The following is an 18641-nucleotide window of genomic DNA, read 5'->3' on the forward strand; positions in this document are numbered from 1 at the left end:
GCGAGTACTTCACCGCGTTCGAGAACGTCGTGGGCCAGGTCGGCGGACGGCCGCACTGGGGCAAAATGCACGACCTCGACGCGTCCGTGCTGCGCACCCGCTACCCGCACTTCGACGATTTCCTGCGGATCCGCAAGGAGTGCGACCCGGCCGGGACGTTCACCAACACCTATCTCGACCGGGTACTCGGCAGCGTCTGATCAGCCCGGGGATCAGTTCGGCTCGAACAGCGAACTGACCGACTCTCCATTGTGGATTCGCCGCATCGCCTCGGCCAGCGCCGGGGCGATGGACAGGATCCGCAATTTCTCCGTGCGTTCCTCGGCGGGCACCGGCACGGTGTTCGTGCAGACGATCTCCAGGACGTCCTCCTGGCCGCCGATCCGCTTGAGCGCGCCGTCGGCGAACAGCCCGTGCGTGCAGGCCACCCGGATCGACCGCGCGCCCATCTCACGCAGCCGGTCCAGCAGTTCCAGCACCGTGCTGCCGCGGGCGATCTCGTCGTCCAGCACGATGATGTCGCGTCCGGCGATCTCGCCGATCACCGACGTGATCTCGACGCGGTCGTCGGCGAACCGCTGTTTCGCGCCCGCCGCGACCTTGGCGCCGAGCAGCCGGGCGAAATGCGCGGCTTCCTTGGCGTTGCCCAAATCCGGCGACACGACCGTGGTTTCGGAGAGGTCGTACTGCCGGAAGTACTGGGCCAGCTCGTGCAGCGCGTGCAGATGGTCGACCGGCACGCTGAAGAACCCGTGCACCTGCGGCGAGTGCAGGGTCATGGTGAGCACGCGGTTCGCGCCCGCGGTGACCATCAGATCGGCGACCAGCCTGCCGCCGATGGAGATCCGCGGCGCGTCCTTCTTGTCCGAGCGCGCGTACGAATAGTGCGGCATCACCACGGTGGTGCGCGCGGCCGAGGCGCCTCGGGCCGCGTCGAGCATCAACAGCAGCTCGACCAGGTTCTCCTGCACCGGTTTGACCAGCGGCTGGATCAGGAAGACGTCCCGCTCGCGGCAGTTGGCCTGGAGCTGGACCTGGAGGCAGTCGTTGGCGAACCGGTCGATCTCCACCGGAAGCAGCGGAACGCCCAGGTTGACGCAGATTTCCGCGGCGAGTTCGGGGTGTGCGCTGCCGCTGAAAACCGCGATGTCGCGCATCAGATCCGGGACAGCGCGTCGGCGATGGAAGCGTCGCCGGAGACCAGCTCCAGCGTGCGCCGGGCCGTCGCCGGAGTGTCGAGCAGCGCCAGCAGCACCGCGGCGACGTCCTCGCGCGGGATCTCCCCGCCGCCGACCTTCTCCGCGATCTTCACCTGACCGGTGCCGGAATCGTTGGTCAGGCGGCCGGGGCGCAGGATCGTCCAGTCGAGGTCGCGGGCCTTGAGGTCCTCCTCGGCGGCGCGCTTGGCCCGCAGGTAGGCGGCGAAAACCGGTTCGAAGCCGGGGTCGTCCGCCTTGTCCGCATTGATCGAGCCGACCTGGATGAACCGGCGGACGCCCGCCCGCTGCGCGGCGTCGGCGAACAGCACTGCCGCGCCGCGGTCGACGGTGTCCTTGCGGCCTTCGCCGCTGCCCGGGCCGGCCCCGGCGGCGAACACCGCGGCGTCCGCACCCTCGAGCACGTTGGCGACAGCGTCCACATCGGACTTTTCGAGGTCGAGCACGACAGTCTCGGCGCCGACGGCGGTGAGGTCGGCTTCGTGCTCGGGGTTGCGCACGATGCCGACCGGCGCGTCGTGCCGCTGCGCGAGCAGCTTTTCCAGGTGCAGGGCGATCTGGCCGTGTCCGCCAGCAATGACGACTCGCATGAGCCCGACTCTATCGCCGCGCGCGGCCCGAGGCCGGTGCTTCAGTCCGCCTCGGCGGGGACCGGGGCGTCGGAGTCCTCGCGCAGCAGCAGGTCGTAGGCCATCTCGTTGACCCAGCGCGAAACCGGGTCCTCCTGCAGCAGCACCCGGTCGTGGTGGGTGTCGAGGTCGAGGTCGGCGGTGGCGTACGGGTCGGCGGTGACGACCGCGAGCCCGTACGCGCGGGCGCGCGGCAGGCAGTTCGTCACGTAGTCATCGGTCAGCACGGCAGGCGATGGGAGCACCATCGCGGCCTCGCCGTAGCGCGAAAAGGGCACCGCGGAGGCCATCGCGGTCCGCCAGTGCCGGGCGACCGCGAGGACGCCGATGATCTCGGCGGCCGGCGCGGGTGCGGTCGCGGCCAGCTCTGGCCAGGTCCAGGTGTCGACGAGGGCGCGATCGGCGACGGGACCGACACCCATCGCGATCCGCTCCGCGTGCACGTCGGTCTTGAGCTTCGCGACGATGCTGACCTTGCGGCCGAGCAGGGTCGTCGCGGGCAGCACCACGCCGTTCCAGCCCAGAAGGGCCGCGGCCTTGCGCGCCAGCTCGTCGACGCTCGCGGGGAGCTCGATCGGCGGCAGCACCCGGCTCGCCGTCGTCCGGCTGCGCTTCGCACCGCCGGCGACCGTCGAGCGCTCGGTGTTCTGTGGGGTAGCCGCCACGAGTCCGCCTCCTTCAAGCACCTGTTCCTCATGACCGGCGAAAACCGGTACATGAACTGAGTACCAGGGCAAAGACGCGAGGTCTCCGGGTTGCCCCGCCGCGTGCGATCGGCGGCGCTCAGCGGTCGGTGACCGGTCGGTGGGCGGTCGTTCGACTTCAGCCCGACCGTGCGGCCAACCGAGTGAGACGGGGGTGAGTGGTGGGCACGGAGCGCTTCCGCCGGGTGTCGCGCCACCCCTCGCGGGGCAGGGCAAGCGGCGCAGTTCCTTACTCCGATCGGCCTAATCAACGCGGTTCCACAGTGGACTTCCGCTGGTCACGGGCGTCACCCGGTTGGCGGGTGAGCTTCGCCGCAGCGGGGGTTCGCGTCTCCGGTTTAGGGTTACCCGTCGGTCAAGTACCCGCCGGGAGGACCAGGATGCGCTCGCCGAAGGACTTCTTCGCCCCGCTCGCCGTCGGAGCGCCGCAACCGCCGCGGCAGATCCCGGTGCGCCCGTCGCGCATGATCCACTTTTTCGATCCGGGCAACGAAAAGATGGCCGCGAAGGTCCCCGACCTCGCGAAGAAGACCGACGTGCTGCTCGGCAACCTCGAGGACGCGGTCCGCGCGGACCGCAAGGAAGCCGCCCGCGCCGGGCTGGTGTCGATCGCGAAGGCGACGGACTTCGGCCGCACGCAGCTGTGGACGCGGGTGAACAGCCTCGACTCGCCGTGGGTGCTCGACGACCTGATCACGCTGGTCACCGAGATCGGCGACAAGCTCGACGTGATCATGATCCCGAAGGTCGAAGGCGCGCAGGACATTCATTACGTCGACCGGTTGCTGGCGCAACTGGAAGCGCGGGCCGGGCTGACCGAACCGCTGCTGGTGCACGCGATCCTGGAGACGGCGAGCGGCGTGGCGAACGTCGAGGAGATCGCCGGCGCCTCGCCGCGCATGCAGGGCATCTCGCTGGGCCCGGCCGACCTGGCCGCGAGCCGCCGGATGAAGACGACCCGCGTCGGCGGCGGCCACCCGGGTTACCTGGTGCGCACCGACCCGGTCGGCGAGGACCTGAACGAAGGCCGCTCGACGTATCAGCAGGACCTGTGGCACTACACGGTCGCGCGGATGGTCGACGCGTGCGCGATGAACGGAATCCTTCCGTACTACGGGCCGTTCGGGGACATCCGCGACGTGGTGGCCTGCGAGGACCAGTTCCGCAACGCGTTCCTGCTCGGCTGCGTCGGCGCGTGGAGCCTGCACCCGGTGCAGATCGACATCGCGAAGAAGGTTTTCTCGCCGTCCCCCGCCGACGTGGCCTGGGCCCGGCGCGTGATCGCCGAGATGGGCGACGGCACCGGCGCGGTGATGATCGACGGGAAAATGCAGGACGACGCCTCGGTCAAGCAGTGCCGGGTGGTCGTGGAACTGGCTGACGAACTGGCCGCCACCGACCCCGAACTGGCCGCCGCGTACGACGCCGCGACGAAGGAGATCCAGTCATGACCGAACTCCGCCCGCGGCGGTCCGTGCTGTACATGCCCGGTGCGAACGAACGCGCGCTGGAGAAGGCCAAGTCTCTGCCTGCGGATGCGTTGATCCTGGACTTGGAAGACGCCGTCGCCCCCGATGCGAAGGAAGCCGCGCGGGAGCGGGTGTGCGCCGCTGTTGGCACTTACGGCTCGCGCGAAGTGACGATCCGAGTCAACGGCCTGGACACCGAATGGCACGACGCCGACCTGCGCGCCGCCGCTGCCGCCGGCCCCGCCGCGGTGGTGGTGCCGAAGGTGAACTCGGCGGCTGAGGTGCACAACATCGAGCGCGCGCTGGAGCTTGGCGGAGCACCGGAGCACACGAAGATCTGGGCGATGGTGGAGACGCCGGTCGCGATGCTGCACGCGGAGGAGATCGCGGGAGCGTCGGAACGGTTGACCGTGCTGGTGATGGGCACGAACGACCTGGCGAAGGAACTGCACGCGGAGTTCGTACCGGGCCGGGGTCCGTTGCTGGGCGGGCTTTCGCTGTGCCTGCTCGCCGCGCGGGCGACCGGGAAGGTGATCCTGGACGGGGTTTACAACGACGTCAAGGACGCTGAGGGCTTCGAGGCGGAGTGCTTGCAGGGGCGGCAGTACGGGTTCGACGGGAAGACGTTGATCCATCCTTCGCAGGTGGAGCCGTGCAACCGGGTCTTCGCTCCGTCGGAGGAAGAAATCGACCGGTCACGACGGATCATCGCGGCGTTCGAGGAGGCTTCGGCTGCGGGACGCGGCGTGGTGACGGTGGATGGGCGGATGATCGAGAACCTGCATGTGGAGAACGCGCGGCGGGTGCTGGCGTTGGCGGAGGCGATCGGGGCGCAGTAACGCGGGCCGGGTGCCGGGGCCCGGCCGTACAGTGTGCGCATGGCTCGGCACTCGCTCAGCGCGATCACCATCGAGGGGTTCACCTCGATCCGTTCGGCACGTGTGCCTCTCGGCAGCATGAATGTGCTGGTCGGCGCGAACGGCGCGGGCAAGAGCAACTTCATCCAGGCGCTGGGTCTGCTGAGCAGCGTTGTCGACGGCGACCTCGGGTTGTACGTCGGTCTCCACGGCGGGGCCGCCGAAATGGGCTACAAGGGAAGCGCCCTGTCCAGCATTGGACTGGCCCTCGATCTGTCACCAGCGAAATACCGCATCCGGCTCGTGCCCGCGGCCAACGACGAACTGATCTTCGATCTCGAGGAGATCAGCAGCGCGACTCCTGAATCGCCGTACCGACGAGAGCTCGGTCAAGGGCACCGCGAATCGCGCCTAGAACAAGCGATAGACGAGCACGACGAGGCCGCTGAACTCATTCACACCGTGCTCAAGGGCTGCCGGGTCTATCACTTCGACGACACGAGCCGGGACGCGCCAGTCAAACGTCAAGCCCCGACAGCGGACAACCTCGCGCTGCGAGACGACGCCGCCAACCTCGCGCCCGTTCTCCTGAGGCTGCGACGGAGCGACCGGCCGGAGGACAAAGCGGCTTACCGCCGGATCACCAGCACAGTCCGGCTGGTCGCGCCCTTCTTCAAGGACTTCGTCCTCGACGACGAATACGGAACCGACCGCGTCCGGCTCCGCTGGATCCACAAAGACCTCGACGGGGTCTTCTCCGCCGAACAGATGTCCGACGGCACTTTGCGGTTCGTCTGCCTGGCCACCTTGCTGATGCAGCCGCAGCTGCCCGGCCTGGTCGTCCTGGACGAGCCGGAACTTGGCCTGCACCCTTACGCGATCGTCGTGCTGGCGGACATGCTTCGGCGAGCGGCGGCGCACAGCCAGGTGCTGATCGCCACTCAATCGGTCACGCTCATGAACCAGTTCACTGTCGACGACCTCATCGTGGTCGAACAACACGACGGCAGTTCTTCCTTCGGGAAGCCGAATCCCGACGCGCTGCGGACCTGGCTCGAGGATTACTCGCTTGGTGAACTGTGGGAGAAGAACCTCATCGGAGGACAGCCCGGTTCGAGGGGCAGCGTCCTGAATGACTGACCCCAAACGCCTTCACCTGTTGGTCGAAGGGCAGTCGGAACTGACAGTCGCGCAGGAACTCCTGGTCGACCATTTGCGGGAGGCCGGCTGGGCAACCGTAACCGTGTCGGTCGTGCGAACACAGACCTCGTCGGTTACCCACCGCGGCGGCGTTTCTTCCTGGGCGAAGATCCGCCGGGAGATCCAGCACCTGCTTGGGCAGAAGTCCCTCACCACGCTGACCACGATCTTCGATTTCTACGGATTTCCCTCCGACGCACCTGGAGTCTCCGATCGTCCGGCTGGTTCGGCGGAACTCCAGGTGGAACACGTTGAGCACGAGATCGCGGCGGCCATCCCCGACCGCCGCTTTCTCCCGAATCTGGTCTTGCACGAACTCGAATCGTGGGTTTTCGCGGCTGCTGATCAGCTCAGCGAGCTGAGAGGCGAGCCGGAATTGGCCGAGCGTCTCCGCGCGGACTGCGACGCCGCCGGAGGCCCGGAACTGATCAATGGAGGAGCGAAGACAGCACCTTCCAAACGCCTCCTCCAGTACTGTGCGGGCTACCAGAAGGTGATCGAAGGACCGCTGGCGATCGCCGATCTTGGCGTAGTCGGTTTGAAAGGCAAGTGCCCGCGTTTCAAGGCGTGGTTAACCAAACTCGAGGAGCAGGCGAAACGCTAGCCGGGTCAACTGACCGGCCAAGGACGCTGTTCCCCGCGCAGCTTCTCGAACTCCGCCGCGACCCGCAGGACCTCCAGGTCCGCGAACCGGCGTCCCGCGATCTGCAGCCCGATCGGCAAGCCCTCCGTCGTATAGCCGCAGTTCACTGACACCGCGGGCTGGCCGGACATGTTGTACGGCACGGTGAAAGCGATGTGCTCGAACGGCCGCGTCGGGTCGTTTGTCGGGGATGGCCAGTCGGCGGGCGGGGGCAGGACGGGGCAGGTCGGCGACAGCACGACGTCGTACGGTTCCGTCGCTCGCAGGGCTGCCACGCTGATCGCGTCGATGGCGGCGAAACCTCGGTAAGTGTCCACACCGGACGCATTCGCTCCCCCGGCTGCCCACTCCGCGATGTACGGCAGGACTTGCGCACGCTGTTCCTCCGACAGCGCGGCCAGGTCCGACCAGGCGCGGACTCGCCAGAAGGTGTCCAGGCCGTTCAGGTGTTCGCGGGTCAGGAACGGGGCGACCGGTTCCACGATCGCACCGGCGGAGGCGAACACATCGGCGGCTGCGGTGACCGCGTCGGCGACAGCTGGGGTTACCGGGAGGCCGACGCCGGGGTCGAGGTGCAGGCCGACGCGGAGACCGTTTAGCGAACCCGTCAGGGAAAGCCAGTCGATGGGCTCGGGCGGCAGGCTCAGGTGGTCTCGCGAGTCGGGTTGGGCCAGGACGCTCATCAGCAGGGCGGTGTCGGCGACGGTCCTGGTCAGGGGCCCGGCGACGCGGCCTAGGAAGGGCGGGTCCACCGGGACGCGGCCGAAGCTGGGTTTCAGGCCGACCAAGCCGCACCAACCGGCGGGGAGGCGGATCGAGCCGCCGATGTCGGTGCCTACGTGCAAGGGGCCGTAGCCCGCGGCGGCTGCGGAGGCGGCGCCGGCGCTGGAGCCGCCGGGGGTGCGTGTGACGTCCCACGGGTTGCGCGAAGCGGCGTGGAAGCTCGAGAGGCCTGAGGTGAGCATGCCGTAGTCGGGCATGGTCGTCTTTGCCAGCAGTACTGCGCCCGACTCGCGTACGCGGGCTGCGGCGGGGGCGTCTGCAGCGGCGGGCTTCAAGGCCGTGGCAGCAGTGCCTAGGGGTGTGGGGACGCCGACGGAGGCGATGTTTTCCTTCAGCGTCAGAGGGACGCCGTCGATGGGACCGGAAGGCTCACCGGCGTGCCAGCGGGCTTCGGACGCCTTCGCTGCTTCGCGCGCTGAAGCGGCGTCGTACGCGTACAGGGCACGCAGTTCGGGTTCGCGAGCATCGATGCGCGCGAGGACGGCTTCGGTGACTTCGACGGGCGAGAACGTCTGCGCGCGGTACCCGGCTACCAGCTCGTTAGCGGTCAGGTCAGCCAATTCGGTCATCGCGGAACCTCCGATTCACGAAGCGGGTGGGTCAAAACGGCCGTCGACTGCGGTCCAGCCGCCGTCGACGGCCAGGACGGAGCCGGTGACGAAGGTCGAAGCGTCCGAAGCGAGGTACACGACGGCGCCGGCCAGTTCGTCCGCGCGCGCCCAGCGGCCGAGGGCGCCTTTCTGGGCGTAGGCGTCGTACCAGTCGGGGCGCGCTTTGATCTGTGCGGTCAAGGGCGTCTCGACAACGCCAGGGGCGATGGCGTTGACGCGTACGCCGGACGGTCCGAACTCAGCGGCCGCTGTACGGAACAGTTGCACTAAGCCGCCCTTCGTCGCTGCGTACGGGCCTTGGCCTGGTTCGACGGTGGTGCCGCGGATTGAGGAGAAGCCGATGATGCTTCCCCGGCCCTGCTCGACCATCGGGGCGCCGAACGCGCGCAACACCTCGAAGGCGACGCCCAGGTTCAGTTCCACCACGCGGTCGAACTCTTCGCGGGTGTAGTCGAGAAGGCGTTTCCGAACGTTGGTAGCTGCGGTCAGCACGACAGCGTCCAGTGGACCCAGTTCAGCAGCGGCGGCTTCGACGGCACCAGGGGCGAGCAGGTCGATCTCGTACGCTTCGCCGACGCCGGTCTCCCGCGCGGCGGCGACGTCCCGATCCGCGCAGATCACCGACGCGCCGTGCGCGGCCAAGGCTCGGGCGGCTTCGCGGCCGATCCCGCTGCCCGCGCCGAGCACGACGGCGCGGCGGCCGTCCATGCGGAACAGTTCGGCGTAGTTCACGGGCGCAGCACCGCCATCCTGGTCACGGTCAGCTCTTCGACGGCGAATCGCGGCCCCTCGCGGCCTATCCCGGAATCCTTGACCCCGCCGTACGGCATCGTGTCGGACCGGAAACCCGGCACCTCGTTCACCACTACCCCGCCGACCTCCAGCTCGTCCAGCGCACGGAACGCGGTCTTCAGCGAGCGGCTGTACACGCTCGCGTGCAAGCCGTACCGCGACGCGTTGACCGCGGCGAAGGCTTCGTCCACATCGGACACTGTGCGCAGGCAGACGACTGGTCCGAAGATCTCCTCGTCCCAGCATTCGACGCCGTCCGGGACGTCCGCGAGCACCGTCGGCTCCAGCACGCCGTCGCGCACCGAACCGCCCGCCAGCAGCCGGGCGCCCGCCGCGGTCGCTTTGTCGACCCACTCGGCGACCCGGGCGGTCGAGCGTTCGTCGATCAGCGCGGACACTCTCGTGTCCGGGGAGCGCGGGTCGCCAACGGTCACTTCACCAAGCCGCGCAAGCACTCTGGAGGTGAATTCTTCAGCTACGGAAGACACCGCCAGCACGCGCTGTATGGAAATACAGGCTTGTCCGGACGCGTAGAACCCGCCGCGCAGCACGGCGTCCGCGGCCGCGTCGAGGTCGGCGTCCTCGGCGACCACCAGTGCGGCGTTCGAGCCCAGCTCCAGCAGGGTCTTCGTCGGCGCGGCGTCGCGGGCGATCTGGTGGCCGACGGCGGCCGAGCCGGTGAAGGACACCGCGCCGATCCGTCGGTCCGTGACCAGCGCCGATCCGACCGAAGCGTCTCCGGTGACCAGCTGGACCATCGCGGGAAGATCGGTTAGCGAGCGGACCAGGTGCACCAGCCACAGCGTCGCCAGCGGGGTTTGCGGCGCCGGTTTCACGACCACCGGACAAGCCGCCGCAATCGCCGGAGCGATCTTGTGCGACGCGAGCAGCAGCGGGTAGTTGAACCCGGCGATGCCGACGACCACCCCGATCGGCTTGCGCTTCCAGAACCCGACCAGTCCGTCGCCGGACGGCAGCAGGTCGAGCGGCACAGTTTCGCCGTGCAGCCGAGACACTTCCTCGGCCGCGGCCTCCCAGGTGACGATCGTCCGCGCGACCTCAACCTGGCAGTCGACCAGCGGTTTTCCGGTCTCCAACACGAGCAGCTGCTCGAACTCTGCCCGACGCTCGCGCACGGCCGAAGCCACGTCGTTCAGCAAGGTGCGGCGAGTCCGTGAAGGCAGCGAAGCGACTTCGCGAGCCACTGCCACCGCTTCGTCGACAGCACGCGAAGCCAGCGCGGCAGTGCCGACCGGCGCGGTGCCGATCACGCTGCCGTCGTAGGGAAACACGACGTCCGCAGTATCCACTGTGGACACCCAGCCGGGACCGACCGGCAGGCCGTCCGGGTAGTCAGGCATCCGTTTCTCCCTTCAACCGGGCCAGCTCGGTCCGCAGATTCGGCGCGGCGGCCAGCAGTTCCCGGGTGTACTCGTGCTCCGGAGCGGCGTAAACCTGCTCGACCGCACCGATTTCCACGATCTCGCCGCGCCGCATCACCGCGACGCGATCGCACACGTGCCGCACCACGCCGAGGTCGTGCGAGACGAAAATCAACGTCAGCGAGAACTCTTCGACCAGCCGGGCCAGCAGGTCCAGGATCTGCGCGCGCACCGAAACGTCCAGCGCGCTCACCGGTTCGTCCGCGATCAGCACGCTCGGGTTCGGCGCGAGCGCGCGGGCGATCGAAATCCGTTGCCGTTGCCCGCCGGAGAACTGGTGCGGGTACCGCATCGCCGCGTCCTCGGGCAGCCCGACCGCGGTCAGCAGTTCCGCGACACGCTCCGGCGACCGGCGGCCGAGCGGTTCGGACACGATGTCCCGCACGCGCATCCGCGGATCGAGCGAGCCCATCGGATCCTGGAACACGATCTGCATTTCGCTGCGCAGGAACCGCAGTTTCCGTTCGGGCAGCGAGTCGATCCGCTTCCCCTGGAACGACACCGAGCCCGCGGTCGGCCGGTCCAACGCGGCCAGCAACCGCACCAGCGTGGACTTCCCGGACCCCGATTCGCCGACAATCCCGAACCGTTCACCAGCGGAAACGTCGAAACTCACGCCGCGCAACGCATGCACGTCCCGCCGCGCATACCGCCGTTCCAAATCCCGTACGGAGATCATCGCGCCCCCTCCAGATCGGAAGCCGCGAGCAACCGCTGCGTATAAGAATGCTGAGGCGCGGTCAAAACCTCCCGCGTCGAGCCATGCTCCACAATGGACCCGTCGAGCATCACCAGCACCCGGTCGCACATCTGCGCCACCACCGCCAGATCGTGCGTGATGAACAGCAGCGAACTCTCCGCCGACAGCCGCTCGCGAATCAGGCCGAGGATCTGCGCCTGCACCGTGACGTCCAGCGCGGTGGTCGGCTCGTCGCAGATCAGCAGCGCCGGGTCGTTGGCCAGCGCGATCGCCAGCACCACCCGCTGCCGCTGCCCGCCGGACAGCTGATGCGGATACGCCCGCGCAACGTCCGGCAATCCGACCGCGGCCAGCAGTTCCTCCGCCGGACGCCCGCGACGGCCGTGCACCCGGAACGGCTCGGTGACCTGCCGTCCGATCCGCATCGCCGGGTTCAGCGCCGTCATCGGCTCCTGGAACACCATCGCCATCCCGTTGCCGCGCAACCGGGAGAGCTCCTTCTCGGACGCGCCGAGCAGCTCGCGATCGTCCAGCCGTACCGAACCGGTGGCCGACAATCCTTCCGGCAGCAGGCCCAGCACGGACAGCGCGGTGAGCGATTTCCCGGACCCGGATTCGCCGATCAGCCCGACCCGTTCGCCCGCGCCCAGCTCGAACGAAATCCCGCGCACCAGGTCCGAGACCTGCAGGTTCTCCACGGTCAGCGTCATACCCGCGCCGCCAATCGGGGGTCGAGACGGTCGCGCAGACCGTCGCCGAGAAGGTTGAAACCGAGCACTGCCACCGCGATCGCGACACCGGGCACGAGCGCCAGCCGCGGATGCGCGGTGAGCAGCTCCTGCGATTCCTGCAGCATCCGGCCCCACGACGGCGTCGGCGGCCGCGTGCCGAAACCGAGGAACGACAACGCCGCTTCGGCCAGCACCGCGATCGCGAACGACACTGACGCCTGCACGATCAGCAGCCCGCCGATGTTCGGCATTACGTGCGACCAGGCGATCCGCGTCCGCGACCGGCCGCCCGCCCGCGCCGCGAGCACGTATTCGCTGCTCATCACCTGCAGCGAGCCCGACCGCGCGATCCGGGCGAACGACGGGATGGTCGCGATGCCGATGGCGACCATCGCGGTGAGCGTGTCCGCGCCGAACACCGCGCCGAACATGATCGCCAGCAGCAGCGCGGGAAACGCGAGCACCAGGTCGTTCACCCGCATCACGAACTCGCCGAGCCACCGCGGGGCCATCGCCGCCAGCACGCCCAGCGGCGTGCCGATCACCGCGGCGATGCCGACCGCGACGACGCCGACGTACAACGTCGTTCGCGCGCCGACGAGGATCTGACTGAAGACGTCACGACCGAATTTGTCCGTGCCGAACAGGTGCTCGGCCGAGAAGCCCAGCAGCCGGTCCGCCGCGTTGACCTGCACCGGGTCGTACGGCGTCCAGACGAACGACACCAGCGCGGCCACCACGACGAGCGCGACCAGTATCCCGCCGAGCAGGAGATTTCCGTTGCGGCGCATCAGGACCCCCGCAGTCTCGGGTCGAGCACCGAATAGAGCACGTCGACCACGAAGTTCACCAGCAGCACCCCGGCCACCAGCACCAGCACGATCCCTTGCACGGTCAGCAAATCGCGCTGCGCGACCGCGTCCAGCAGCATGCTGCCGAGCCCGGGCAACACGAACACTCGCTCCACCACGACCGCGCCGATCAGCAGCGTCGTCAACTGCAGGCCCAGCACGGTCACCACCGGGACGGACGCGTTGCGCAACCCGTGCCGGAACAGCGCCTGACCAGGCAAGAGTCCCTTGGACCGGGCGGTGCGGAGGTAGTCCTGGCCGAGCGTATCGAGCACCGCCGAGCGGACGTAGCGCGTGAGCACCGCGCCCTGCACGAGACCGAGCGACAACGCCGGAAGGATCAGGCCGCGCAGGAATTCGCCCGCGTTCTGGTCTGGTGGCGTCCATCCGCCGCTCGGCAGCCACCGCAGCTGCACGGCGAAAATCTGCACCAGGATGATCCCCGCGAGGAACGCCGGGATCGCCACGCCGACCTGCGACAGCCCGGAAACCGCGACGCCGCTGGCTTTCCGGTGCCGCACCGCGGCGAACGCGCCAGCCGGGAGTGCGATCACCAGCGCGACGATCATTCCCGCGCCGACCAGCCACAACGTGACGCCGAGCCGGTCGAGCAACTGCGGGCTGATCGCCTCGCGCGTGACGTAGGACCGGCCGAAGTCGCCGTGCAGCACCCCGCCCATCCAGCTCAGGTACTGCTCGACCAGCGGCCGGTCGATGCCGAATTCGGCGCGGGTCTTCGCGAGCAGTTCGGGCGTCGCGTTCACGCCGAGCGCGACCTGCGCCGGATCGCCCGGCAGCACCGCCATGAACAGGAACACCACAATGGACGCCACGAACAGGCTCACCGCGAACACGGCCACCCGCCGCAGCACGCGCGCGGTCATGCCGGCCTCACCCCGGTCAGATCGAAGGACTCGCTGACCTGGTTTCGCGCGAGCCCGGTCACCTTCTTCTTGGCGACCACGACGTTCGGGAACAAGAACAGCCAGTCCGCGGCCGCGTCGGCGTTCAGCTGCCGCGCGACCTCCTTCATGTCGCTCACCTGCTCCTGCGGGGTGCCGCTGTCCGCCGCGGCGAGCAACTGCTGCACGCGTTTGTTGTCGTAACCCCAGTAGTACTTGGGTTTTCCGAACGTCGAGATGTCGCGGGCTTCGACGTGCTGGATGATCGACAGGTCGTAGTCGTGGTCGGTGAAGACCTGCTTGAGCCACACCGCCGGGAAGTCGAGCGGTTCGATCGTCGCGGTGACCCCGACGTCCGCCAGCTGCGACTGCACCACCTGCGCCGCCGATACCGCGTACGGCAGGTTCGGAATCCGCAGCCGCAGCTTCAGATCGTGCACGCCCGCCTCGGCGAGCAGCTGTTTCGCCTTCGCCGGGTCGTAGGAATAGACCTTCGACAGGTCCTCGTACCACGGGTCAGTGGGCGGGACCATGCTGCCGATGAGCGTGCCGCGACCGCTGAAAACGAGGTCCAGTACGGCTTTCCGGTCGATGGCGTAGGTGAGCGCGCGGCGGACGCGCACGTCGTTCAGCGGCGCGCGCCGGCCGTTGAACGCCAGCGTGACCTCGCTGTTCGTGGTGCCCTGCTGCACGGTGAACCGGTCGTCGCCCTGGAACTGCGGGATCGAATCGGCCGACGTGAGGTTGGAGATCACGTCGATCCCGTTGGACAGCAAGGCGTTGTTGAGCGCGGTCGGATCGGCGAAGTACTCGAGCACGACCGTGCGATACGCCGGTTTCCGCCCCCAGTACCGCGGATTCTCCCGCAGGACAATGGAATCGCCGCGACGACGCGAGGCCACCTCGTACGGTCCGGTCCCGACCGGATGGTTCGCCAGATCCGCGACACCGGTCGGGCTGAACATCGCGCCGAGCCTGCTGGTGAGGCTGAACAGCCAGCCGTTGCTCGGTTTCGCCAGCACGACGCGTGCGTGATCCGGCGCGACGACCTCGACGTGGTCCACGACGTCCATCGCCGACTTGATCGAGATCGTCCAGTCGGTCTTCACCCGCATCAGCGAAAACTGGACGTCGGCGGCGGTGAACGGCGCTCCGTTGCTGAACTTGACGCCCTGCTGAAGCTGGAAGTCGTAGGTCTTGCGGTCCGGGCTGATCGTCCAGGACTTCGCGAGCAGCGGCACGATCCGGCCCTGCGGATCGAGCTTCACCAGGCCCTCGTAGACGTTGTAGAGCAGCGCCTGCGGGATGGCCACGCCGTCGGAATGAGTGAAGTCGAAGTTGGCCGGTTCCGCCGTGTACCCGACGGAAAGCGTGTCCGGACCTGGGGAAACACTCGCGCTGGAGCCTGCCGAGCAGCCGGACGTCACGAGCAGCAGTGCCAGTGCCGCCGCAGTGCTCCGGGCTTTCATTCCGCCTCCTGCTCAGTACACTGGTCTGACCAGTAACTCGGACAGCAGACTCGCATCCGGAAGACACCGAGGTCAAGATGAAGTTCGAACCGGTGGCTCCGGTCCGCGCCTACGAGCGGATCGTCGAGCAGATCGAGGAGGCCGTGGTCAGCGGCCGCCTCAAGCCCGGCGAACGGCTGCCCGGCGAACGGGAGCTGATGACGCAGTTCGGCGTCGGCCGCTCGACCGTGCGCGAGGCGCTGCGGGTGTTGCAGGCCGCCGAGCTGATCCGGTCGCGACCGGGCGATCCGCGCGGACCCGAGGTGCTGGCCGCGTCCCCGGGCGCGTTGCACCGGTCGATGCACCGGCTGGCGCGCGCGGAACACGTCGGACTCGCGGAACTGCTGCAATTCCGGATGGTGCTCGACGGTTCCTCGCACCTGCTGGCCGCGGAACTGCGCACCGCCGAGGATTTGACCGCGCTCGACGGCGCGTTGGAAGGAATGGCGGAGGCGGACGGATACGCCGAATTCAGCCGCGCGGACGTCGCATTCCACGACGTCATTGCCCGGGTGTCCCGAAATCCGCTGCTGGTGGTGAGCGGCGAAGTGGTCCGCGGCGTCGTGCTGGAATTGATCGAGGACAAACTCAGCCACGCCAACGACCGCGGCACGCTGATGCGTTCCTGGCTGCGCCACCACGAAGAGGTGCTGAACGCGATCCGCGCCGCCGACGGAGAGTCGGCGGCGCGGCTGGCGCGGCAAGCGCTGTATGACAACTACTCGGAGTACGTGCCGAAGGAACAGCGAACGCTGCTCACCCCGTTGCTGACCTGAGTCGCAAGCACCCCAATGTGGCATTGGGTGCGTCACATGCACCCAATGTGGCGTTCGGTGCGTCAGATGCACCCAATGCCACATTGGGGCGGCGCTGGACCTGAGTCAGGAGACCAGGTTCGCGTACACCACGATGTTGTCCTTGTAGCTGTGCTCGGCGTGGTCGAACACGCCGCCGCAGGTGATGAGGCGCAGCTGCGGCTTGTCCGTGTTGCCGAAGACGGCCTGGGTCGGGAACGTGTCCTTGGGGACCTGGTCCTTGTGGTCCACGACGAACTTCAGCTTCTTGCCGTCGCTGCGTTCGATGTCGATCTCGTCGCCCGGGTTGACGTCCTTGAGCTTGTAGAAGATGCCCGGCTTGTGGTTGCCGTCGACGTGCCCGAGCACGATCGCCGGGCCCACGTCGCCCGGCACCGGCGAGAGCCGGTACCACGCGGCCTGCATCGGGTTCTTCACCGACGGCACCGAAATCTGCCCGTCCTTGTTCGGCAGGACGGTGATCAGCGACGATTTCGCGCCGATCTTCGGGATCTCGACCGAGGTCGGCCGCAGTCCGGTGAACGGCTTGGTCACCGGAACCGCCGCACTGGCCGGAGCCTGCGCGGCGGGCGCCGCCGGGGCGTCCGAACCACCGCACGCGCTCAGCGAGAGGGAGAGGAGCAGAGCGCCCGCGAGAGCGACGCCCTGCCCGTACTTCCTGGTCATCAGGCGGCCATGCCCCCGAAGCCGGTCTCGATGCCGTGCTTCGGCGCGTACTTCACCTGCGAGCCGCCCTGGCCGCCGGTGGTGCCGGCCGAACCAGCGCCCGCGCCGCCCGCCGGGGGAAGCGTGCCGCCGTCGGTCGGCTTGCCGCCGCAGGTCCACTCCGCGCGCACGGTGCCGCTGTCGAAGGAGACGCCGTCGTGGCGCTTGACGAGCCACTCCCAGTAGCGACCGTCGGTCTCGTCCTGGTGCGGGCCCTCGAGGAGGTCGAAGTCGTTGGAGCGCAGGCCGGTCGGCTCGCCCGCCGCGCACGCGATCACGACGACGCCGAGGTTCTCGTCGAGGTCGACGCCGTAGCCGGTGTCGTCGACGTACGGCGGCTCCTCCGGAGTGGAGGTCTCCGAGGAGGTCGGCGTGGTCGGCTTGCTGGTGTCAGTCGGCTTGCCGGTCTCGGTCGGCTTGCCCGTCTCAGTCGGCTTACCGGTTTCGGTCGGCTTGCCGGTCTCCGTCGGCGCGCCGGTCTCGGTCGGCTTGCTCGTCTCGGTCGGCTTGCCGGTCTCGCTGGCCGGGGCCTCCGAGGTGGGAGCCGTCTCGCCCGAGGTGGCCGGAGCCGAGGCCGAGGTTTCCGGCGCGGTCTCCGCGTTCGCGGCAGGCACGACGGTGAGGCTGATCAGGGCGCCCGCGAGCACTGCGCCCGCGAGTCTGCCCAGGGTCTTCTTCAAGATGATTACCCCTCTGAGGAAAAGCGCGATGACCCCCACCGCGCGTGCTGATCCTGCCGACATTCAGCCCAAAGGGGTAACTCTTTAGCTGGTGATTAATGACACGAGGGAAAGCGGTAACGAACGCCTTCTCGGTAGCGATGATTCCGCCCGATCGCCGGGAATCCGGCCCGTCGTGCCCATACCGTAACAGTTGCGAGGCAACCCGCACAGCCCTCGTTAAGGAATGGCGGAAATCAGCCGAGCGCGGTCAGCAAATCCCGCCACAGGTCTTCCGGGTCTTCCAAACCGATCGAAAACCGGATGAGCCCCGGCGGCACGCGTTCCTCGCCGGGCAGCCACGCACGCCGTTCCACCAGGCTTTCCACCCCGCCAAGGCTGGTCGCGGGCCGGATCAACCGGACGCTCGCGCACACCTTGTCCGCGGCGTCGGCATCGGCGACCTCGAACGCCGCCATCATCCCGAAACCGGGGTAGCGGACCTTGGTTACCGCCGGGTGTTCCGCCAACCGGGACACCAGCAATTGCGCGGTGCGAGTTTGCTCGGCAAGACGAACCGGAAGCGTCCGCAAACCGCGCAACGCGAGCCACGCTTCAAGCGCGCCCGGCGTCGCGCCGACCCGAGTCCGCGCCGCGCGAAGTTCGTCCACAATGTCCTGATCGGCCGCGACCGCGACGCCGAGCAGAAGGTCGCTGTGTCCGCCGATGAGCTTCGTCGCGCTGTGCACAACAATGTCCGCGCCGAGCGACAGCGGTTGCTGATGCAGCGAAGTCGCGAAGGTGTTGTCGACGACTACGCGTCCCCTCGTGCCGCGCGCGATGGTCTCGATCTCCATCACGTCGAGCGTCGGGTTAGTCGGCGATTCGAGCCACAACAGATCAGCGTCGCAGTCGAGCCACGCCTGCGTGTCCGTCGGCTCCAATTCGGTGACCGTGAGCCGACCGAGCTGCTGCGCGTGTTTCAACGCTCCGCGCGTGACGGCGTAACTGAACGACGGAACCGCGACCGTTGACCCGACCGGCAACGAATCCAGCACGGCGGACAACGTCGCGACGCCAGACGCGAAGGAGACCGCGGTGCCGCCTTCAAGGGATCCGACGACCTCTTCGAAGGCGTCCCAGGTAGCGGTGCCGTCGGAGCGGGAATACACCGCGTCACCGCCGGCCTCGAAGGTGCTCGTGGCCACGATCGGCGTGTTCAGCGGCTCGCCAGGGCCGTGCGGCCGGCCCGCCGCGATCGCGCGGGTCCGCGGAGTCCAGTCGTCCATGCGGACACGGTAACTTCGCGACCGCCGAAACGGCAGGCGACGAATGTCACCAGGTGGTCAACCATTCCACAACGTGGGCGATACCCAGAGCACAAGAACCGCCCCGGCCGATCCTGCTGGCCGGGGCGGTTCCG

Annotated in this window: 20 protein-coding genes; 6 read left to right on the forward strand and 14 right to left on the reverse strand. The window is 68.3% G+C overall.

Going from position 1 to position 18641, the window contains the following annotated elements; translation table 11 throughout:
- A partial coding sequence (locus tag PUT80_RS15895) for a D-arabinono-1,4-lactone oxidase (protein ID WP_275292523.1) occupies positions 1-200 on the forward strand: 200 nt, incomplete at its 5' end.
- A gap of 12 nt (positions 201-212) precedes the next feature.
- On the opposite strand, the gene PUT80_RS15900 is transcribed toward PUT80_RS15895, so the two are convergent.
- Genes PUT80_RS15900 through PUT80_RS15910 form a run of 3 tightly spaced genes read right to left on the reverse strand, consistent with a single transcriptional unit; the run spans position 213 to position 2511 of the window.
- Positions 213-1157, reverse strand: a complete 945-nt coding sequence (locus tag PUT80_RS15900; protein WP_037809261.1) for a ribose-phosphate pyrophosphokinase — start codon at positions 1155-1157, stop codon at positions 213-215.
- The gene (locus PUT80_RS15905) at positions 1157-1807 is read right to left on the reverse strand and encodes an SDR family oxidoreductase (protein ID WP_134664582.1); all 651 of its coding nucleotides are present in this window, start codon (positions 1805-1807) and stop codon (positions 1157-1159) included. Before PUT80_RS15905 ends, PUT80_RS15900 begins: the two co-directional genes overlap by 1 nt.
- Positions 1808-1848: 41 nt before the next feature.
- On the reverse strand, positions 1849-2511 hold the full coding sequence (locus PUT80_RS15910; protein WP_037809258.1) for a hypothetical protein: 663 nt from the start codon (positions 2509-2511) through the stop codon (positions 1849-1851).
- Between the two features lie 419 nt (positions 2512-2930).
- On the opposite strand from PUT80_RS15910, the gene PUT80_RS15915 reads away from it, so the two are divergent.
- Genes PUT80_RS15915 through PUT80_RS15930 form a run of 4 tightly spaced genes read left to right on the forward strand, consistent with a single transcriptional unit; the run spans position 2931 to position 6680 of the window.
- Positions 2931-4001, forward strand: coding sequence for a CoA ester lyase (locus PUT80_RS15915; RefSeq protein WP_037809257.1), 1071 nt, complete (start codon positions 2931-2933; stop codon positions 3999-4001).
- Positions 3998-4858, forward strand: a complete 861-nt coding sequence (locus PUT80_RS15920) for a CoA ester lyase (protein ID WP_037809256.1) — start codon at positions 3998-4000, stop codon at positions 4856-4858. Before PUT80_RS15915 ends, PUT80_RS15920 begins: the two co-directional genes overlap by 4 nt.
- A gap of 39 nt (positions 4859-4897) precedes the next feature.
- The gene (locus PUT80_RS15925) at positions 4898-6016 is read left to right on the forward strand and encodes an AAA family ATPase (protein ID WP_275292530.1); all 1119 of its coding nucleotides are present in this window, start codon (positions 4898-4900) and stop codon (positions 6014-6016) included.
- A complete protein-coding gene (locus PUT80_RS15930; RefSeq protein WP_037809254.1) occupies positions 6009-6680 on the forward strand; it encodes a DUF4276 family protein in 672 nt (223 codons plus the stop codon). The genes PUT80_RS15925 and PUT80_RS15930 overlap by 8 nt, the downstream gene beginning before the upstream one ends.
- A 5-nt stretch (positions 6681-6685) precedes the next feature.
- Here PUT80_RS15930 and PUT80_RS15935 read toward each other — a convergent pair whose 3' ends face one another.
- From PUT80_RS15935 to PUT80_RS15970, 8 genes are read right to left on the reverse strand one after another with little or no spacing between them, the layout of a single operon-like run.
- Positions 6686-8071 (reverse strand): amidase, encoded by a 1386-nt coding sequence (locus PUT80_RS15935; RefSeq protein WP_275292532.1) that lies wholly within the window; start codon positions 8069-8071, stop codon positions 6686-6688.
- A 15-nt stretch (positions 8072-8086) separates the two neighbouring features.
- Complete coding sequence (locus tag PUT80_RS15940) at positions 8087-8845, reverse strand: SDR family oxidoreductase (RefSeq protein WP_037809250.1); 759 nt, start codon at positions 8843-8845, stop codon at positions 8087-8089.
- The gene (locus PUT80_RS15945) at positions 8842-10266 is read right to left on the reverse strand and encodes an aldehyde dehydrogenase family protein (RefSeq protein WP_275292534.1); all 1425 of its coding nucleotides are present in this window, start codon (positions 10264-10266) and stop codon (positions 8842-8844) included. The genes PUT80_RS15940 and PUT80_RS15945 overlap by 4 nt, the downstream gene beginning before the upstream one ends.
- Positions 10259-11026: an ATP-binding cassette domain-containing protein gene (locus tag PUT80_RS15950; protein WP_275292536.1), complete on the reverse strand. Its 768-nt coding sequence runs from the start codon at positions 11024-11026 to the stop codon at positions 10259-10261. The genes PUT80_RS15945 and PUT80_RS15950 overlap by 8 nt, the downstream gene beginning before the upstream one ends.
- Complete coding sequence (locus tag PUT80_RS15955) at positions 11023-11757, reverse strand: ABC transporter ATP-binding protein (RefSeq protein WP_275292538.1); 735 nt, start codon at positions 11755-11757, stop codon at positions 11023-11025. The genes PUT80_RS15950 and PUT80_RS15955 overlap by 4 nt, the downstream gene beginning before the upstream one ends.
- Positions 11754-12569: an ABC transporter permease gene (locus PUT80_RS15960; RefSeq protein WP_043831301.1), complete on the reverse strand. Its 816-nt coding sequence runs from the start codon at positions 12567-12569 to the stop codon at positions 11754-11756. Before PUT80_RS15960 ends, PUT80_RS15955 begins: the two co-directional genes overlap by 4 nt.
- The gene (locus tag PUT80_RS15965) at positions 12569-13513 is read right to left on the reverse strand and encodes an ABC transporter permease (RefSeq protein ID WP_037809230.1); all 945 of its coding nucleotides are present in this window, start codon (positions 13511-13513) and stop codon (positions 12569-12571) included. The genes PUT80_RS15960 and PUT80_RS15965 overlap by 1 nt, the downstream gene beginning before the upstream one ends.
- A complete protein-coding gene (locus tag PUT80_RS15970; RefSeq protein ID WP_275292543.1) occupies positions 13510-15000 on the reverse strand; it encodes an ABC transporter substrate-binding protein in 1491 nt (496 codons plus the stop codon). Before PUT80_RS15970 ends, PUT80_RS15965 begins: the two co-directional genes overlap by 4 nt.
- A 77-nt stretch (positions 15001-15077) precedes the next feature.
- Here PUT80_RS15970 and PUT80_RS15975 point away from each other — a divergent pair, with 77 nt between their 5' ends.
- Positions 15078-15815 (forward strand): FadR/GntR family transcriptional regulator, encoded by a 738-nt coding sequence (locus tag PUT80_RS15975; protein WP_037809227.1) that lies wholly within the window; start codon positions 15078-15080, stop codon positions 15813-15815.
- A gap of 105 nt (positions 15816-15920) precedes the next feature.
- Here PUT80_RS15975 and PUT80_RS15980 read toward each other — a convergent pair whose 3' ends face one another.
- The 3 genes from PUT80_RS15980 to PUT80_RS15990 form a co-directional block, all read right to left on the reverse strand.
- On the reverse strand, positions 15921-16520 hold the full coding sequence (locus tag PUT80_RS15980; RefSeq protein ID WP_037809225.1) for a class F sortase: 600 nt from the start codon (positions 16518-16520) through the stop codon (positions 15921-15923).
- Entirely contained in the window at positions 16520-17239 is a 720-nt protein-coding gene (locus PUT80_RS15985; protein ID WP_238603671.1) for a hypothetical protein, read from the reverse strand. The genes PUT80_RS15980 and PUT80_RS15985 overlap by 1 nt, the downstream gene beginning before the upstream one ends.
- A gap of 236 nt (positions 17240-17475) precedes the next feature.
- Complete coding sequence (locus tag PUT80_RS15990) at positions 17476-18507, reverse strand: PLP-dependent transferase (RefSeq protein WP_134728020.1); 1032 nt, start codon at positions 18505-18507, stop codon at positions 17476-17478.
- Between the last annotated feature and the right edge of the window lie 134 nt (positions 18508-18641).

This window comes from Amycolatopsis sp. La24 (genome assembly GCF_029087445.1).
Taxonomy (GTDB): Bacteria; Actinomycetota; Actinomycetes; order Mycobacteriales; family Pseudonocardiaceae; genus Amycolatopsis; species Amycolatopsis nivea.

Bases quoted from the DNA above. Each gene is read 5' to 3' on its own strand.
- PUT80_RS15975 (WP_037809227.1), top strand. From the start codon at position 15,078: ATGAAGTTCGAACCGGTGGCTCCGGTCCGCGCCTACGAGCGGATCGTC.
- PUT80_RS15965 (WP_037809230.1), bottom strand. From the start codon at position 13,513: ATGACCGCGCGCGTGCTGCGGCGGGTGGCCGTGTTCGCGGTGAGCCTG.
- PUT80_RS15920 (WP_037809256.1), top strand. From the start codon at position 3,998: ATGACCGAACTCCGCCCGCGGCGGTCCGTGCTGTACATGCCCGGTGCG.
- PUT80_RS15990 (WP_134728020.1), bottom strand. From the start codon at position 18,507: ATGGACGACTGGACTCCGCGGACCCGCGCGATCGCGGCGGGCCGGCCG.
- PUT80_RS15905 (WP_134664582.1), bottom strand. From the start codon at position 1,807: ATGCGAGTCGTCATTGCTGGCGGACACGGCCAGATCGCCCTGCACCTG.
- PUT80_RS15945 (WP_275292534.1), bottom strand. From the start codon at position 10,266: ATGCCTGACTACCCGGACGGCCTGCCGGTCGGTCCCGGCTGGGTGTCC.
- PUT80_RS15980 (WP_037809225.1), bottom strand. From the start codon at position 16,520: ATGACCAGGAAGTACGGGCAGGGCGTCGCTCTCGCGGGCGCTCTGCTC.
- PUT80_RS15970 (WP_275292543.1), bottom strand. From the start codon at position 15,000: ATGAAAGCCCGGAGCACTGCGGCGGCACTGGCACTGCTGCTCGTGACG.
- PUT80_RS15915 (WP_037809257.1), top strand. From the start codon at position 2,931: ATGCGCTCGCCGAAGGACTTCTTCGCCCCGCTCGCCGTCGGAGCGCCG.
- PUT80_RS15950 (WP_275292536.1), bottom strand. From the start codon at position 11,026: ATGATCTCCGTACGGGATTTGGAACGGCGGTATGCGCGGCGGGACGTG.
- PUT80_RS15960 (WP_043831301.1), bottom strand. From the start codon at position 12,569: ATGCGCCGCAACGGAAATCTCCTGCTCGGCGGGATACTGGTCGCGCTC.
- PUT80_RS15925 (WP_275292530.1), top strand. From the start codon at position 4,898: ATGGCTCGGCACTCGCTCAGCGCGATCACCATCGAGGGGTTCACCTCG.
- PUT80_RS15935 (WP_275292532.1), bottom strand. From the start codon at position 8,071: ATGACCGAATTGGCTGACCTGACCGCTAACGAGCTGGTAGCCGGGTAC.
- PUT80_RS15900 (WP_037809261.1), bottom strand. From the start codon at position 1,157: ATGCGCGACATCGCGGTTTTCAGCGGCAGCGCACACCCCGAACTCGCC.
- PUT80_RS15930 (WP_037809254.1), top strand. From the start codon at position 6,009: ATGACTGACCCCAAACGCCTTCACCTGTTGGTCGAAGGGCAGTCGGAA.
- PUT80_RS15955 (WP_275292538.1), bottom strand. From the start codon at position 11,757: ATGACGCTGACCGTGGAGAACCTGCAGGTCTCGGACCTGGTGCGCGGG.